Origin of the sequence: Mesorhizobium sp. M2A.F.Ca.ET.067.02.1.1, from assembly GCF_004023285.1 — a bacterium.
Taxonomy (GTDB): domain Bacteria; phylum Pseudomonadota; class Alphaproteobacteria; order Rhizobiales; family Rhizobiaceae; genus Mesorhizobium.
Window position 1 is genome coordinate 57,076 of sequence record NZ_RZSB01000002.1, and the last position, 16,572, is coordinate 73,647.

Below are 16,572 nucleotides of genomic sequence, written 5' to 3' on the forward strand. Positions count from 1 at the left end.
TCATGCGAACTCTTGTTGGTCGGTCACGTGTTTTGCGGATGACCCGCATGTACTGTGCCAAATGAGAAAACCATTCAAACGCAATCCAGTAGATCTGACTGTATCCGACATTGTCGGAATTTGGACATCGCCGAACGCGAAGCGCTCGGGGCTTGTGACGATACTTGAGCGTGCTGCTTCGGAGGAGGGATGCGCCTCGAACCGGCCGCGAGGCCTTTTTCTGGCAACGGATATTCCGGCCGGGTTAGGCCGCGAGGAAAGCGACGGTGAATAAGAGGTAGAGGACCAACCGTTTTGAGCGGGTAGTTGCCGTGTTGCGCCCCCAGGCAAAGGCCAGCACCACGGAGCAGTATTTCTGGTGGCGATACTACATCGCCTTTAAGTGCCGGTTACCCGTTTTTACCCAGTTGGCCTGGTGCATTCAGAGCGAGGTCGTTGGAAACCGCTTATTGTGGCTATGAGCAAACTCGGGATGGAGGAGTGGACCCAAAAATTGGCAAAATGCCCCAGGGAGGATTACATGGGTCGCTCATTCCCCGTACTCGTTACAGGTGCGCGTCGCTACGCAAACAGCTTGCTTTTGACTTGGCGTTTCTTGCCGTTTCGGCATCGCTCACTAATTCGGCCGCTGCCGACACCGTGAACTGGCGTCAATTCGAAGGGACCAGCATAACTTGGGCCTACGACATCCACCCCTATGCGGATGCTCTCGCTGCGCAACTTTCCGGAGTTCGAGAAGCTGACCCGGCATCAAGGTCACGCCGGAACTCTACCCAGACGATTCTTACTGGAACAAGATGACGATCCAACTGACGACGAAGTCGCCAGCATGGGATGTGTTCGGCACTGGCATTCAGCCCGCGTAGGACCTCGCTCCGAGTGGCGCCTGCTGGACAAATACCTGAGTGATCCGAAGCTTACCGATGCTGGATACGACTACATTCGGACATGATCAAGAAGTGCGCGGCTCCTTCCTTCGCCAATGATAACTGGAACCAGGTCGTGGACGGCATCTCGTCCGGCCGCACCGCGATGACGATCGACTCAAAAATGTTCGGCTTCTGGAACGATGTTGCGGGGAAGCCGGCATCCGGCAAGATCGCCTTCGCTCCGCCGCTGCACGCACCGAGCGCCACGAGCTTGGATTCTGACATCTGGATCTGGGCTCTCGCCATGAACGCGGCTTCCGAAAAGAAGGGCACGGCCTGGCTGTTCATCCCGTGGGCCACCTCCAAGCAGGTGGCGCTCAAGGGTGCCCTTGCTGGCCAGCTCGTCAATCCGCCGCGCACGTCGACCTGGCAGGACGATACCTAGACTAAGTACGCTTCGCAGCCCGAGTTCAACAACTTCGTTGACAGCTTCAAAAAGATACAGGATCAAGCCGCGCTGGCTTTCACACCGCGTGTCGGCTTCGGCGAAGCCATGAACGCATGGGCCGTGGCGATGCAGAAGATGGCAAACGGCGATGACGTCGAGACGACGTTGAGGGCGCTTGCCGAAGAAATCCGCACTGGCCTCTGATCAAAAGGAACAGGGCAGTACTATTGCACTGCCCTGTTCCCGCCAACGGCGGAGATCACGCCGTGTCACCCCAAGCACTTAAACCCAGCGCTGCTTCGCCCGGCCGCGCCGACGATTTTTCTTGGCCGCCAAGGCGGCAGCCTGCGGCCGGGGCCACAACCGAAACGACCACGGCGATCAGTCCGTAAGCTGCCCGGGGCAGCGGAAGGGCGGAAAGCGCCTTCAGGTGGCCGCACAAGTAGGGTCTCGAGACGGACTCAGCGCGGCAGCACGCTCGATCCCATCAGCGCCTCATCGATGGCGCGCGCCGCCTGGCGGCCCTCGCGGATCGCCCAGACGACCAGCGACTGGCCGCGCCGCACGTCGCCCGCCGCATAGAGCTTTTCGACGCTGGTCCTGTAGTCCCGGTCATTGGCCTCGACATTCTTCGAGCGGCGGCTGTCAATGGCGATCTTCATCTGGCCGGCCAGTTCCGACACCGGCCCGCGAGCGGCTGGCCCGGCAAAGCCGATGGCGATGAACGCGAGATCGGCACGAATGACGAATTCGCTGCCGGCGATCGGCTTGCGCTTTTCGTCGACCTCGCAGCATTTGACCCCGGTCAGCTGGCCGTCTTCGCCGATGAACTCGAGCGTCGCCACCTGAAACTCGCGCTCGGCGCCTTCGGCCTGCGAGGACGAGGTGCGCATCTTGGTCGCCCAGTAGGGCCAGACCGAAAGCTTGTCTTCCTTTTCCGGCGGCTGCGGACGGATGTCGAGCTGGGTGACGCGGACCGCGCCCTGGCGGAAGGCGGTGCCGACGCAGTCGGACGCGGTATCGCCGCCGCCGACGACGACCACATGCTGGCCGCCGGCGAGGATCGGATGCGACGGCCACGCCACCGACTGGATCGGTTCGCCGCCGACACGCCTGTTCTGCTGCACCAGATAGGGCATCGCGTCATGCACGCCGCCGAGATCGTCGCCGGGAATGCCGGCCGCGCGCGGCGTTTCGGAACCGCCGCAATAAAGCACCGCGTCATGTTCGGCGAGCAGCTCGGCAACCGGCTTGTCGACGCCGACATTGACGCCGCAATGGAAGGTGACGCCCTCGCCCTGCATCTGCTCGATGCGCCGGTCGATATAGTGCTTCTCGATCTTGAAGTCGGGAATGCCGTAACGCATCAGCCCGCCGGGCCGGCTCTCGCGCTCATAGACATGGACGTCGTGGCCGGCGCGGCCGAGCTGCTGGGCAGCCGACATGCCGGCCGGGCCGGAGCCGATGACGGCGACGCGCTTGCCGGTCTTCTTCTCCGGCGGATAGGGCCTGATATGGCCGGTCTCGTAAGCCTTGTCGGCGATCGCCTGCTCGACCGTCTTGATGGCGACGGGAATGTCCTCGAGGTTCAGCGTGCAGGCTTCCTCGCAAGGTGCGGGGCAGATGCGGCCGGTGAATTCCGGGAAATTGTTGGTCGAATGCAGGTTGCGGATCGCGCTATCCCAGTCGCCATTGTAGACGAGATCGTTCCAGTCCGGGATCTGGTTGTGGATTGGGCAGCCGGTCGGCCCATGGCAGAACGGAATGCCGCAATCCATGCAGCGCGCGGCCTGTTTCTCGACCTCCTTGTCCGACATCGGCAGCGTGAATTCACGGAAATGCCGGATGCGGTCGGAGGCCGGCTGGTACTTGTGCACCTGCCGGTCGATTTCGAGAAAGCCTGTTACCTTGCCCATAGTCCAGCTCCTGCTGTCCAGATGGCGCGCCTGGCGACGCCCTGCAGCTGGATCAGATGGGGCATCCCGTCCACACATGGGCCGCACCAAGTTGCCCAAAATTCGACTATGTACACTTGCCGGGCTCAAAGCTCGTGAGGGGCTCGCCATGCAGCCAGTTCTCGACTCTAATCGAAGGAGCCGGGGACTCCATCTGCAATACCACGTTGCGGTCCAAAGCTATTTCCAAAGGTTTCTGCACGAGCTGGTTTCCTCTCAGAGACGGCACACGGGTTCAGGGAGGAGCGCATCGCTCGTCTTGCCCCATTAAGTGCAGTCACAGTCACTCAGTCTCAAAAGCCATGCCAACGCGCTCAGCGCGCAGTTAGCGCCCATTGCTTCGAAAAACCTCGTCAGTGCCCAGATGTTGGTTGTAATGAACCTGACATTTGTCTGACGCTGTCAGCTTTTGGACACGCGATCACGCGCTTCGTGCCGCCAGGCCAGGCCGAGCCCTGTGTTGCCAGCGGTCGCTTCGATGATTGTACCGCCCGGCGCGAGCTGGCCACGCTGTTCGGCATTAACGATCATCGACAACGCAATGCGATCCTTGATCGATCCGCCGGGATTTTGGCTTTCGAGCTTGACGAAGAGAATTCCTGACTCCGACGTTGTACCGCTGACCAGCCGTGTTGGAGCTGAAATCAGAGGAGTTCGCCTTGGTGGAGACCTTTCGGACGCAGCGATAGCAGCCATCAACCAGCTTCTTCTAAAACACAAGGTGATCTTCTTCCGCGGCCAGGAGCATCTCGACGATGCGGAGCAGGAATTGTTCGCGCGGCGTCTGGGTAACCTTGTACCTCATCCCACGCAGGGGCCGGCAGCCGGCACGGCCTCAATCCTCAATCTCGATTCCGGCCGTGGCGGTGGCAGGGCAGACCAGTGGCATACCGATGTGACTTTCGTCGATGCCTATCCGAAATTCTCGGTCCTACGTGGCGTCGTCATTCCGGCGGCGGGGGGCGACACGATCTGGTCCAACACGCACGCCGCGTACGAGAATCTGCCGGCGCCGCTCAAAATATTGGCGGACAATCTGTGGGCTATTCATAGCAATGCCTACGACTACGCAGCCGTGCGCCCGCGCGCCACAGCCGAAGAGAAGAAGCACTTCGAGGAAGTTTTCACATCGACGATCTACGAGACCGAGCATCCGGTCGTGCGCGTCCATCCGGAAACCGGGGAGAAGTCGCTGCTGCTCGGCAATTTCGTGCAGCGCCTCGTCGGCCTTTCCAAGAGCGATTCCGCCAAACTCTACGAGGTGTTCCAGTCCTACGTCACTGCCCCGGAAAATACCGTGCGGTGGCGCTGGCAAGTAGGCGACGTCGCTATCTGGGACAACCGTGCTAACCAGCATTATGCGGTCAACGACTATGGCGACCAGCACCGGGTTGTGCGTCGCGCTACGGTTGACGGTGACGTTCCGATCGGCGTCGACGGTCGCCGCAGTATAACCCATGTCAAGGCAGCCAAGCCGGCGGCGAAGGCAGCCTGACCGTCTGAACAGGGTAAAGATGAAAACTTCGTATCGCCGCGGCCATATCGCGCTGCTTAACCGCCCCACAAAGCCTTATGATTTCCGAGAAGCAAGGCGAGTTGCGGGCTCGAGGCTTGGCCCGAAATCGAGGTCCTGCAGCGTGGCGCATGGCTCGAGTCGCTGCTCGTGGCCCCGCTGCAGCGGTACAGGTCCCCCACCGCCCCACCATCTCGCCCGCCCTGCACCTCGGATAGCGATCATTCACCGTTTGTTCATTATGATAGCGCACGATCATAACTGGACATGCTGGTAGCTCGTACATGCCTGAAGGCCCTGCGCGCCGACCCAGCGCCGGGGCCTTTTTACTTCCGCAAAATCGATTCCAGCAACGCGGGCACTTCGCAGGATGTCGGAATCCCGCGCTTGCGATGATACGCCGTACAGCGAATTGCGCGAGTCAAACGAATTTGGGTTTCTCAAATATAGAATCGTCGATACCGATCCTGATGGATCGAGCCTCGACGACGAAGTCAACCATCTTCAAACGGAATTATTCAACATTGCCGAGAGCTCCCGGTGTGCCGTCGAAGCCGACATTGGGGAGGTCAGCGGTCACCAACGATCATGGTGATCGCCAGCATCTTTCGTATTCACATAACCGTCGGCCTTGTACTTTCCCGAGGCCATGACATGAGTGGGTCTTCCAAGCACCGATTTGGCCCGGTAGGATTTGCAGGGGGCGCGGACAAGCGGATGAACAAACGGAATGATGCCGGAAAACTGCGCGCGCCTGCTGGGATTTAGCCGACCGTCGATAGGAACATAGCCCTGGTCGACGGCTTTCTGAAGGGCAAGAGTTTCGCCGACCTGGCTCAGGAACATGGCTTGTCGACAACGAGGGTGCGCCAAATCATCGAGAAGGCCGATCGGCTCGTGGGCGGCGCATTCAGACCAAGACTGAAACGTCCAACGCCTCGCCTCGGTCCGATTTCATGGTCGACTATCCCTATGTGTGCAAATGGCCGAGAAGCACCGGCTGGGTAGCGTCACGCCGCATCATTCTTTGCGGAGCTGGAGCGCGCGGGATCGCTGGAGCGGCTGGTGAAAGCGGTTGCCGGGGCGCACAACACGTGAGCTGGCGCCTCGTGTGGCAAAAGGAGAGGGCGAGAGCCCATGGCCTGCAATGAAGCGATCAAGCATTGCGATCGTGGAACCAAGCTAGTCGACCATCCGGACCGCGGCCTTCAATGCCAGCTCGCCTTGGAATCGGCCTTCCAGGAATTGGCTGAGCGCGCAGCGGAATCCGGCTGGACCGAGGAGATAGCCACGCGCTCCTCGAACTCGCCGGCGCGCGCCTCAGGAGCGACTCCGCCAATGACAGACTGAGAGGACGATTAATCGTGCCAGGGCAACGAGAGAGCGGCAGGTTCAAGAAGCTTCGCCTGAACCGATAGGAACGTCGCTGCGCCAATAAAATTGGCGGTGAAGGCTGACCGCGGCCGAGTCGGGCAAGCGAGCGAAGTGCTGAAATAAGGGCGTGAGAATCCAAGACATCGTTTGTAGAGAGCATCGAGCTTCGCGAGATTGTGGTACAGGATCGACCGCAGGTGTTCTCGCAGCGCTCGCAGAACCCGGGATTCTTCCGCGGCACCCGCCAAGGCGAAGAACGGTCAGAGTTGCACGATAACGTTTAAAAGCGAGCCTTCCTCCGAAAGTCTGCGCGCGCAGTTCCACGGTCCGATGCGCTTTCATAGCTATTCCAATCGCCGCGCCCATCCTCTCCCGGATCAGGTCCAGCGGGTCTGCAGTGCATGCGCCCCCAAAGTGGACGCCATTGGGCCGGGTGAACCGGGCTCGATTGCGCGCCGAAGGCCCGTTCCAGGCCCGGAAATCCGGGTCCGTCAGGGCGAGCGCGTGCGGGTCGAGGTAGAGAACGGCCTTGCCGAGAAAACGACCGTGCACTGGCATCGCGTGCGTGTGCCACATGCCATGGATGGCGTGCCTCACCTCACGCAGAAGCCCGCGAAAAGGCAACGGAAGATCTAGCATTTATGGGGGAAATGTTTTTTCGGAGTGCTTGACCCGCAGGAAGGGCAGGGCATGACTGCCTATCGCCCGACCCGGCCGGCCGCACTCATGACCGGCTGGGCTCGGTTAATCCTGCATGCCGCGCCCATGAGGTTGCGCTCTGTCGGGAGTGCGTCGAGCACAACGACGAGATGTAGTTCACGATCTTTGAAACGCGTGTCAACCATCCAAAGTGTGGATGCCTTTCATCGAAACAAACGATTTCATCAATGTTCTGGAATCCTGCATGGGCAGAACAGAAACCGCCCGAAAGGAGATTTTTCATGCGCTCTACCGGGCAGTGGAGTGCTGGGAAAGGGAGTTGCAACTGACCGGGTCCGACTTCTTCCGAGTCTATGGACAGACTGGGAGACGCGCACGGTGTAGCGGCTCACATCGTCATACTGCACCTACGCCACACACCGGCCGGACCTGATCCGGCTTTATGAGCATTGGGCTTTGTCAGTTGCCCAAGCGTGATGGCTTTCGCGACGCGGCGCGCCTCAGGAACTGAGCCGCGTCCAGGTCGAAACGCGGGAAAGAAAGACAGGAAACAGAATGGCCGATCAATTCGCAACGGACGTCATTGCCCTGATCAAGAAACGCGCCGAGTCGGAGAGCGGTGAGGGAATGCCTACGTCATTCGTCGGCGAGATAACAATCGCCACGGAACTGGACGCGCTCGGGTTTGATTCGCTGGGTTTGGCGGACGTCCTCTGGGATGTGGAGCAGGCCTACGGCATCAAGATCGACATGAACACGGCCGATGCCTGGTCCAATCTCAAGAATGTCGGCGACGTCGTGGAAGCCGTCCGCGGCTTGCTTGCGAAGGAGGCTTGAATGGACAGGCGCGTCGTTATCACCGGAGTGGGCGGCCTGTGCGGACTGGGCACCGACGCCGCCTCTATGTGGAAAGAGATGCGCGAAGGCCGCTCCGCCATCGGCCCGATCGCCAATTCCGAGCTTCATGACCTGGAGGGCATGACCGGCGCTGAGATCAAGGCGCTGCCCCAGCACGACATCAACCGGGGGCATCTCATCTCCATGGACCGCTTCAGCTTGCTCGCCGTGCTTGCAGCGCGCGAAGCCATGCGGCAGGCCGGACTTTCCTGGGACGAGGGGAATGCCCATCGCTTCGGCGCGACAGTGGGCGTCGGATTTACCGGTTCATACGCAACAGAACAAACTTACCGCTCACTGCTTTTGGGTAGCGCAATCCGTGCTGAACTCTTCACTGGAGTAAAGGTGATGCCCAGCGCCGCTTCCGTCCATCTTAGCTTGAGCCTCGGCTTGCGCGGGCCGGTCTTCGGGGTGACCTCCGCATGTGCCTCGGCCAACCATGCGATCGCCTCGGCGGTGGACCAGATCAAGCTGGGCCGGGCCGACGTAATGGTTTCCGGAGGCAGCGACGCACCCTTCGCATGGGGCGTGCTGAAAGCATGGGAAGCAATGCGCGTGCTTTCACCCGATACCTGCCGGCCCTTCTCCGCCGATAGGAAGGGCCTGGTGCTGGGCGAGGGTGCGGGCATGGCCGTGCTGGAAAGCTACGAGCATGCCACGAGGCGTGGTGCCACAATTCTTGCCGAGATCGCCGGCGTCGGCCTTTCCGCCGATGCCTTCCACATTGCCGCGCCATCTGTCGAGGGGCCAGCGTCGGCGATGCGCGCCTGCCTTGCCGATGCCGGGCTGAATGCCGAGGACGTCGACTACCTCAACGCGCACGGCACCGGTACCAAAAGCAATGATCAGACTGAAACGGCGGCGATCAAGCGTGTGTTTGGAAACCACGCTTATTCGATGTCCATCTCTTCCACCAAGTCCACGCACGCGCATTGCCTCGGCGCAGCGAGCGCGCTTGAAATGATCGCCTGCGTGATGGCAATCCAAGAGGACGTCGTGCCGCCGACCGCCAACTATCGCGAGCCAGATCCCGCTTGCGACCTCGACATCACACCCAATGTGCCGCGCGAGCGCAAGGTGCGCGTCGCCATGAGCAACGCCTTCGCCATGGGCGGTACGAACGCAGTTCTGGCATTCAGGCAGGTGTAGAAGCCATGCAAGACGCCTCATTTGAGGTCACCTGTCGTATCTAGCTGCTTGAGGGGCGGGGCATTGTGATACAGGGAGAGCTGTGGGGTCCCTCCTTCTCGGCCTCGACGATGTGGAAGGAGCCTGTGCGGCGAAACGGGCTAGACGCCCCCAGGCCCAGAACTTGGGCGAAACCAACTCCCACCAAAGGACAGCCGGTTTAGTAGCCGAACAATGAAACCTCGCTCGACGAGCCGCCGTCTCTACTGTCTCCGGCCTCACGCGGTTGAAGCGAACAGCGCAGCAGCTACTGTTCCGCACAACTCGGATGGCAATTGGGACAAGTCCGCACATGTCGTCACGTACGCTGAACGCCGCAGGTACAGCCAAACTGGGGCGGGGCGTTTCTGCCGTTTTGATAGAATTCTATCAAACTGACAATTTTCCTTGCATAAATGCAAGGAGAGCTCGGTTGACTCCCCTCCTTTCTTGTCAAGGATGAGTTTGCAGGCTGCGGTGCGGCAGAAGCCGGACAGAACAGCGACCGGTCGAGTAAAGGCCTGCGCAAACCGCATATTGCGAGCGCCCGCGCGGAGGAAGACGCTCGTCCTGGTGAAAGGCAACGATGCTCAGGCGCCATTGCCATTTGCCGAGGGCGTCCGCGCGCCGAAAATTTCGAAGCAACAAAGGTGAGATCGAGAATGATGATGACGAAATACAACACAGCTCACCGTCCAGTGCAGTTCTACCGGCGGGTGGCGGAGTGGGATGGGCTGCCAAATGGAACGTAAAAAGATCAGCAAGGAGATGCTTGGCGATAGTCAGGCGCTGCGCAAGCTGCGTGAGCACCTTGTCAAGGTGGCCAAGGCGAAGACTACGGTCCTGTTGCGAGGTGAATCCGGAACCGGTAAGGAGCTGGTTGCCAAAGCCATTCACGAGCTCTCGCCTCGCGCCAAGCAGCCCTTCATCAAGGTCAATTGCGCGGCGCTCACCGAGACGCTTCTGGAATCTGACTTGTTCGGTCATGAGAAGGGTGCCTTCACCGACGCGAGCAGTTTGCGCAAGGGGCGCTTTGAGGCTGCCGACAAAGGCACATTGTTTCTGGACGAGATTGGCGAAATATCAGGTTCGTTCCAGGCTAAGCTGCTGCGTGTCCTGCAGGAGCAGGAGTTTGAGCGCGTCGGCAGCAACCACACCATTAAAGTTGATGTTCGCGTGATTGCCGCAACGAACAGGGACTTGGAAACGGCAGTTCAACGCAAGGAGTTCCGGCAAGACCTCTATTATCGCATCAACGTCGTCACTTTACGCGTGCCGGCATTGCGCGAAAGGCGAGGTGATATTCCGCTCTTGGCCGCTCAGTTTCTCAAGAATTTCAATACTGAGAATGATCACACGCTGACCTTCGCTCCCGAAGCGATTGAGGTGCTAATGAACTGCGAATTTCCAGGCAACATCCGAGAGCTCGAAAACTGCGTTCAACGGACGGCAGTTCTGGCGACGGGTCCATCAATCCTCAGAACTGACTTTGCCTGTTACGCGGATCAGTGCTTGGCCGCGGCGCTGTGGAAGAACGGACCGCCGACGTCAGAGAAGTCGACTACGATCCAGCCTTCCGCCGCCTGTGCCGCCCCGCCCGTCGGCGACGGGCAAGCGCCGATAGGCCCTGCCACGAGTCGTGGTAGGGTGCCCGATGCCGATACGGTCATTGCTGCCATGGAAAAGTGTGGCTGGGTGCAGGCAAAGGCGGCGCGCCTGCTCGGTTTGACCCCGCGCCAGATCGGCTACGTGCTGAGAAAACGCGGTATCGAGATCAAGCGTCTCTGAAACAACCCGCCGAGCAAGAGCTGGAGCAGGTCAAGCATTGGTGCTCTGGCGAGCCCATCGGCCAGGCTTACGAAGTGGGTGTGAACAGCGCTGCCAAGATTCCGGCCGTGTGCTTTCTACCACGTAGTCATACTGGGGCTCTGCGACTGACAAACTAAAAAGGAGTAATCCTATGGCTAGTAACTTCGCTCTACACCGCAAGGCAAATCAATTCGACGTGCCTGGATCCAGAAATAATCGATGTATTATTGGTGACACGCCAGCATGCGTAGAGGCGACGCGCAGATCTCCGCTGGCGGGACCTGGTCGATACATTAGCTGATGGCTTACCGCTCGATATCACGCAATCTGAGATGGGCATGAAAGTGAGTTCGACCGCTGGACAGTTGCCGACCTCGTCAGGTATTGGCCCCTGCGACCGGTTGATCTGCGATATCCAAATTCGCGGAAGTTGGTCGAGACGAAACTGTCGCCCCGGCTCGTGACCGACCGCGCGCCCGGCAAGACCGAGTTACAAAGTTGCCGAGGCAGTTTGATGTGCGTTCCTGCATCACTGTACGGGACACGACCTGACGGGAGACTATGATGCGTAGCCAAAAAGAAAAGATGCTCGCAGGCGAGTTTTACAATGCGGCGGATCCGGAGATCCAAGCTGACCTGTTGGCCACCGGGGCTTGGCTCAAGCGGTACAATGATACGCTGGGGCAGACCACGGGGCATTGGCATGAGCTTTTGTCCGAGCGGCTGGGAGAGGTTGGGCGCGGAACGGTCATCCGTCCGCCCTTTTTTTGCGACTACGGATTCAATATCCGCATTGGAGCCAATGCCTACATCAACTTCAACTGCGTTATTCTTGACGTGGTAGAGGTCAAAATCGGGCAAGGAACGGCAATTGGGCCTGCTGTGCAGATTTATACCGCCGATCATCCACATGATGCCGAGCAGCGGCAGGCCGGCCTGCAGGTCGGGCGTCCTGTTCACATTGGCAGCCGTGTCTGGATCGGCGGTGGAGCAATCATTCTGCCTGGCGTCACGATTGGTGATAATGCAGTGGTAGGCGCTGGCTGCGTGGTCACACGAGATGTTCCCGCCGGGGCAAAGGTAGTGGGAATTCCTGCTCGCGTGGCCGACCCACATAAACAGGCATAATCAACCTCGTTGACCCTGGAGGTGCATGCGAACTGTCGAAACTGTGCCGAATTTTTGTCGAAGCCATTGAGCGCTGCATATGTTGTCGCGACTCGGGCGCTTCAGTTCTTTTGCCACGGGGGTCACAAGATCATGTGCGTAATGCCGCCGCAACGTGCTCACGTCCCGCAGCAGCGGACCCTTTCACATCGCCCAACGAATTCAGAGCCTACGTTGTGCTGCCACTAGCATTACTACTCACGAATGTATTCCCAACTGAGTTTTCGCCCTTGGAGGCAAGCAGCGACTCACCAGCAATCGCCGGCCATTAATCCTGGCTAGCATCGACCCCGACGAGGCGAGCCGCGGCGTTGCGGATCGGCATGTCGATGACCGTGATTGCGCCTTCGGCAAGGAAACGACGTTCGTTTCTGGTCAGCGTAGCCGAATCGATCACCGCAAAATGTGGGCCAGTGGAGCGCTTCATCAGCTGTCTGGCATATGTGCGCAGCATCTGATCGTTGAAGCGGCAGCCCACGAAGAAAAAACCCCGGTTGACGCGCCGTTGCTTCACCGCGTCCGGGATCGGCGTCTGGATATCAATTTCGGTTAGGACTTCGACGTAATCGGAATCAGCCACGAGGAAGTTTGCCGCCGGCCTGACGCTGCCGTGCGGCGCATAGAGCACCGTCCTAGCCACTTGTTCGGCCTCGAGTTCTGTTCCTGACAAATCGTAAGTTCTCGTCCAGATGTTACCGATTCCGGTCGCGCGCGTCGTTCCTTGTATCTCGACAACGTCTGTTTGGCCGGCCTCTGCAAGGGCTGCTCGCATGGCGCCATCGTACCAGCTGTCGATGATGACAGACAGTTGAAGGGTTGCGAGCCAGGCGTGAAGAACGGTCGGCTCGGCGGGGGCTGCGAATATCTCCGCCATCCACGCTTGGAGAGTCCGACGATGTCGGCGCTGCTCGATAAACTGCGCGACCGACCACATATTGGTGCGAATCCTGGAAGGGGCAGGCGCCCGCTTGTTGAGGGCCGCGGCGACATCTTCAGGGGTGCAAGGTACAGGTGATTCCGGTGGGTTAAGCTGCAGAAGACCAGGACCGAGATAGGGGATCACTCGATCGGCCTTGAGAGCGCCGTTCAGCAGGTCAATCAGTTTTTTGGCAAAACTGCCCCGGACGACGACGAGATGGTCCCAGCTCAGCATCGTGTTCATACGCGTTTCCTCTCCGCCACTGAACCCACCGGCATCAGGCCCCGTCGGAAATCTTCATCGCCTCGACGGTGATCGGCAAACGCGTGTCGCGCGGAAGGTCGGGCAGCATGAGCCGCCAACCGTTCCTGAGCGTCACGGTCCCGCCCCATAAGTCAGCGTTCTCAATCTCGGTGATCGGCTCTTCGAGATCCTTCTTGGGGACATAAGCCGACAAGCCAGTAGCGGTCCTGCGAATCATTACTTTCATCCGGCTGTTCCCCCGTTGGAAATGCCTTCAGCTCCGCAGGGAACCTCGACTTTGTCGAGGCTAATGAGTTCGCGCGCTCGCATGCCGACGACCGTGCCACGATCGATCCATTCGACCGCATAGATGAAGAATTGCTGGAGAAAGGTTCCAATGTCGCGCACGTAGCCTTCGTCGCCCTTCCGCACGAGGTTTTCGCCGATCTCCTTGCCGGGATAGGTGCCGTCGTTTTTTATGTGGCGTATCGCACGGACCCGCTCACCCTGCATGAACCGTGGCGGTCTGCCGATTTCGACCTCCTGTTCGCGTCTGGACCACATGCTGTCCATTCCTTTCTCGAGGCTTTTGTTGTGGTCGCGGGTTGCAGGCGTCGTCGTGCGGCGAACCCGACCGTTTCGGTAGGAATCAAGCGGGAACGCAGGTTTTCGGTACCGGACAGACCGACACGCATTGCTGCGTATCGAAGGCCTCCTTGCATTCGGTGCACTTGTTTGGATCGATCACATAGGCGTCGCCCTTGAACTTGATCGCTTCCGAAGGACATTCGAACTCGCAGGCCCCGCATTGGGTACATTGGGATGCGATGATCTTTAAAGCCATTCTAACTCCTGGTTATCGGACGAGACGGCTCAGGCCGTCGCCGCTAGTGGTCTGATCCCAAACTCTGCCGCGTAAAGTGCGCTGACTGCGGTCTCGATGTAGTCATGGCCATAGGCGTCGGTTACGCGCAGTCCAGCTCGCGAGAGTTGTTCCTTCGGGCGATTTCCGATCTTGGCGCATAGCACTATGTGTATGCCTTCGAGCGCTGCGATGACGCCCTCGAGGATGGCGTCTTCGCCCCCGCCTCCGAGGCAATACCGCTCGACCTTCCGATGCCCGACCAAGCTGATCCCTCTAGGCGAGACTTCATAAACCTGGAATTCCTTCGCGTGGCCGAAGTGTTCGTTGACCCGTCCACCTCCCTTAGTGGCCACCGCAACCAGAAGCGACTTTTCGGAGTCTGTTGCCTTGACCATACCGATGGCCTCGCTCCTCGCCGCCTCATGATCACGGCGCTCGTGTGCGACCACCTGCCGATAGGCCTGACGCTTGCCAGCATCGTAGGCGACATCGTCGGGAATCCCGTCCAGCGTGAATTCCTGGCCACGATCTTCACCGAGCAGGCCGACAGCATCTGCCCGGCACTGCCGGCAGTGGCGCATCAACTTGGCGCCACCTTCAAGTCGATCCTGAAGAGCCATCATCTCCATTGCCGTTGGGCCGCGCTGCCCGATGAGTCCGTAGTGGGTACCGTGCGCCGGGTCCGAAATCAGAGGCATCACGTTGTGCAGAAACGCGCCCCGCTCCCTGACCATTTTGTTCACCTCAAACAGGTGCTGGTCGTTCACTCCAGGAATCATCACCGAGTTGATTTTGGTGAGGATGCCGCGCGCGCTCAGCATCTCCAGGCCCAGCATCTGCCGCGCGTGCAAGATTCGAGCGGCTTCGATGCCGAAGTAGCGGCGATTTTCATAAAAGATCCATGGATAGATCTTCGCGCCGACTTCCGGGTCGACCATGTTGATGGTGACCGTCACGTGATCAACATTCATTTCGGCAAGCTCGGCGACATGGTCCGGCAGCACGAGCCCATTAGTGGAGACGCACAGCTTTATGTCGGGGATTTCCCTGATGACGCGGTCGAGCGTTGCCTTCGTTTTCTCCCAATCGTAACAGGCATCCCCCGGCCCAGCGATGCCAAGAACCGAAAGCTGCGGAACTTTGTTGGCAACGGCGATGACCTTGCGTAGCGCTTGGTCGGGCGTCAACTTCTCAGACACAACACCAGGCCGGCTCTCGTTGGCGCAATCGTATTTGCGATTGCAATAGTTGCACTGGACATTGCAAGCCGGCGCGACCGCCACATGCATACGCGCGAAATAATGATGCGCTTCCTCCGAAAAGCAGGGGTGATCCTTGATCCTTTCCCAAATAGCCGGATCCCCTTCGCCCGGGCTGGTCGGCGACGAGCCGTAGGAGGACGATGCGCAGCCACCGGATTTCGCGGCTGCCAGAAAACCCTCGGATGTCGTGCTAGTCGGCCCCTCAATCGAAACTGTCGGTGAGGACATCAAACGGCTCCGTTGCTGGTAACGTCGCGGTTCAAGGTGCAAGAGCCATACCAACTGAAAAAAGCGGCTTCAGTTCACTATTCGGGTCGATATCGCATTGTGTCAGGCCGGCGCGACACAATTTTGTCCTGCTTGCGACAGTGCAAGTCCAAATCCGTTCAGAAGCACGAAGCACTCCTTGTCGCGCACAGGGCGCGCAAGACCACTGGCCTGACGATTGGCTCATCAGGCTCTTAGAATTTCCTTCACCTCGATACTATGCCGGCGTATCGCCTAGCCGACTTGTCGCAGCTTGAGGCCGAGAATTCGAGCCGCATTAGCCTGAACCCAGCCGGCCTTCTCCATTGTGTCGATCAGCCGTCACGCTCCGTCCGCCGCGGTCTCAGCCCCCGTCCGGCCGTATCGTTAGAATCGCAAGTGGCTATCTCGTGTTCAGGGGGCGCCGATGCGCCGAACCGGCATCGTGCTGGCCCGTGAGAGCTCGTCGATGACATTGCCACGTTCCGAAAGATTGGTTCCTTCCAGAGGAGAACGCCAAGCACGCAGTTCTCCGGCTCGGACGTTGCCGGGGAAATAGCATTGCGAGATCAGCTCAACTGCCGACGGCGCAAAGCCATGGTTCTCCATATTTCAAGGGTAAGCGCTGTGTCCTTCCAGGAGGACCCGCGATCTGTGGGCCTGCCGATTCTGAGGTGGATCGGAGATCGGCTTGTGTCTGAACTTGAACTTACGATTGACCCTGAGCGGCAGCCTCGGCGTTTTCGAGGGTGATCAACGGCGCTGTTGGTCGGCGGCATTGGTCGATGGACGACAAGGCACGGAGTCATTCCGAGACCCTGGAGCCGACGCGGTGATCTCGGAGGTTGCCCGGCGCTACGGGCTGCGGCCGCGGCGGAACGCTCGCAAGCTTGCGACGTCGGCAGGACAGGCCACTCCCGCCTAGTGGTTTCGGTGGCGCCACCGGAACGACCCGTTGGGCCTATCCGTGCACCAGAGCTCAAGGCCACGGCCTGAGAATCGGCCGCCGCTCACCCTACTTGGTTCCTCAGCCGACTGCGCTAAGAAGGAGAGCAACTTCCGTCGGCGCGAGGATCATTGCGTCGTGGCCAGTGGCGAGTTCCTGCCACGCCCAGCCATCCTGCTTCGCGACCCATTCTCGCGCTCCCGCCATCGGCGGGGGGGGAGGGTGTGTGCAG

General features: G+C 59.6%; 12 protein-coding genes and 6 pseudogenes. 7 read left to right on the top strand and 11 right to left on the bottom strand.

Annotated features, from left to right (window positions below; all coding sequences use genetic code 11):
* Positions 1-948: 948 nt before the first annotated feature.
* On the top strand, positions 949-1,314 hold the full coding sequence (locus EOA28_RS39875; RefSeq protein ID WP_245454714.1) for an extracellular solute-binding protein: 366 nt from the start codon (positions 949-951) through the stop codon (positions 1,312-1,314).
* Between the two features lie 464 nt (positions 1,315-1,778).
* On the opposite strand, the gene EOA28_RS00610 is transcribed toward EOA28_RS39875, so the two are convergent.
* The 3 genes and pseudogenes from EOA28_RS00610 to EOA28_RS39880 all read right to left on the bottom strand — a co-directional run.
* Positions 1,779-3,233, bottom strand: coding sequence for a glutamate synthase subunit beta (locus EOA28_RS00610; protein ID WP_128314341.1), 1,455 nt, complete (start codon positions 3,231-3,233; stop codon positions 1,779-1,781).
* 41 nt (positions 3,234-3,274) lie between these two features.
* Positions 3,275-3,438: pseudogene (locus tag EOA28_RS00615) on the bottom strand (thioredoxin domain-containing protein); the annotation flags it as partial.
* 275 nt (positions 3,439-3,713) lie between these two features.
* A pseudogene (locus EOA28_RS39880) lies at positions 3,714-3,920 on the bottom strand (pyridoxal-phosphate dependent enzyme); the annotation flags it as partial.
* Between EOA28_RS39880 and EOA28_RS00625 the strand changes: the two are divergent.
* A complete protein-coding gene (locus tag EOA28_RS00625; protein ID WP_127389303.1) occupies positions 3,826-4,767 on the top strand; it encodes a TauD/TfdA family dioxygenase in 942 nt (313 codons plus the stop codon). The pseudogene EOA28_RS39880 and the gene EOA28_RS00625 overlap by 95 nt on opposite strands.
* A 594-nt stretch (positions 4,768-5,361) precedes the next feature.
* Here the strand turns inward: EOA28_RS00625 and EOA28_RS38570 are convergent.
* Complete coding sequence (locus tag EOA28_RS38570; protein ID WP_024504272.1) at positions 5,362-5,631, bottom strand: hypothetical protein; 270 nt, start codon at positions 5,629-5,631, stop codon at positions 5,362-5,364.
* Positions 5,632-6,624: 993 nt separating this feature from the next.
* Between EOA28_RS38570 and EOA28_RS00635 the strand changes: the two are divergent.
* Positions 6,625-6,771, top strand: a pseudogene (locus EOA28_RS00635) (multicopper oxidase domain-containing protein); the annotation flags it as partial.
* Positions 6,772-6,875: 104 nt separating this feature from the next.
* Here EOA28_RS00635 and EOA28_RS39885 read toward each other — a convergent pair.
* A pseudogene (locus EOA28_RS39885) lies at positions 6,876-7,004 on the bottom strand (LysR family transcriptional regulator); the annotation flags it as partial.
* A 370-nt stretch (positions 7,005-7,374) separates the two neighbouring features.
* On the opposite strand from EOA28_RS39885, the gene EOA28_RS00640 reads away from it, so the two are divergent.
* From EOA28_RS00640 to EOA28_RS00655, 4 genes and pseudogenes are all read left to right on the top strand, one after another.
* Positions 7,375-7,656 (top strand): acyl carrier protein, encoded by a 282-nt coding sequence (locus EOA28_RS00640; RefSeq protein ID WP_126057635.1) that lies wholly within the window; start codon positions 7,375-7,377, stop codon positions 7,654-7,656.
* Entirely contained in the window at positions 7,657-8,865 is a 1,209-nt protein-coding gene (locus tag EOA28_RS00645) for a beta-ketoacyl-[acyl-carrier-protein] synthase family protein (RefSeq protein ID WP_127231680.1), read from the top strand. It begins immediately after the preceding gene.
* Positions 8,866-9,627: 762 nt separating this feature from the next.
* Positions 9,628-10,671, top strand: a pseudogene (gene nifA, locus EOA28_RS00650) (nif-specific transcriptional activator NifA); the annotation flags it as partial.
* Between the two features lie 582 nt (positions 10,672-11,253).
* Entirely contained in the window at positions 11,254-11,820 is a 567-nt protein-coding gene (locus EOA28_RS00655; protein WP_024505228.1) for a sugar O-acetyltransferase, read from the top strand.
* 307 nt (positions 11,821-12,127) lie between these two features.
* Here EOA28_RS00655 and EOA28_RS00660 read toward each other — a convergent pair whose 3' ends face one another.
* The 6 genes and pseudogenes from EOA28_RS00660 to EOA28_RS39455 form a co-directional block, all read right to left on the bottom strand.
* On the bottom strand, positions 12,128-13,021 hold the full coding sequence (locus EOA28_RS00660) for an SIR2 family protein (protein WP_024505229.1): 894 nt from the start codon (positions 13,019-13,021) through the stop codon (positions 12,128-12,130).
* Between the two features lie 34 nt (positions 13,022-13,055).
* Positions 13,056-13,268, bottom strand: coding sequence for a putative nitrogen fixation protein NifT (gene nifT, locus EOA28_RS00665; RefSeq protein ID WP_024505230.1), 213 nt, complete (start codon positions 13,266-13,268; stop codon positions 13,056-13,058).
* Entirely contained in the window at positions 13,265-13,585 is a 321-nt protein-coding gene (locus tag EOA28_RS00670) for a nitrogen fixation protein NifZ (RefSeq protein ID WP_024505231.1), read from the bottom strand. Before EOA28_RS00670 ends, nifT begins: the two co-directional genes overlap by 4 nt.
* A gap of 85 nt (positions 13,586-13,670) precedes the next feature.
* Positions 13,671-13,865 carry a 4Fe-4S binding protein gene (locus EOA28_RS00675; protein ID WP_024505232.1) on the bottom strand — a complete coding sequence of 65 codons (195 nt, stop codon included), beginning with the start codon at positions 13,863-13,865 and terminating at the stop codon, positions 13,671-13,673.
* A gap of 29 nt (positions 13,866-13,894) precedes the next feature.
* Positions 13,895-15,376: a nitrogenase cofactor biosynthesis protein NifB gene (gene nifB / locus EOA28_RS00680; protein WP_024505233.1), complete on the bottom strand. Its 1,482-nt coding sequence runs from the start codon at positions 15,374-15,376 to the stop codon at positions 13,895-13,897.
* Positions 15,377-15,649: 273 nt separating this feature from the next.
* Positions 15,650-15,753: pseudogene (locus EOA28_RS39455) on the bottom strand (helix-turn-helix domain-containing protein); the annotation flags it as partial.
* Between the last annotated feature and the right edge of the window lie 819 nt (positions 15,754-16,572).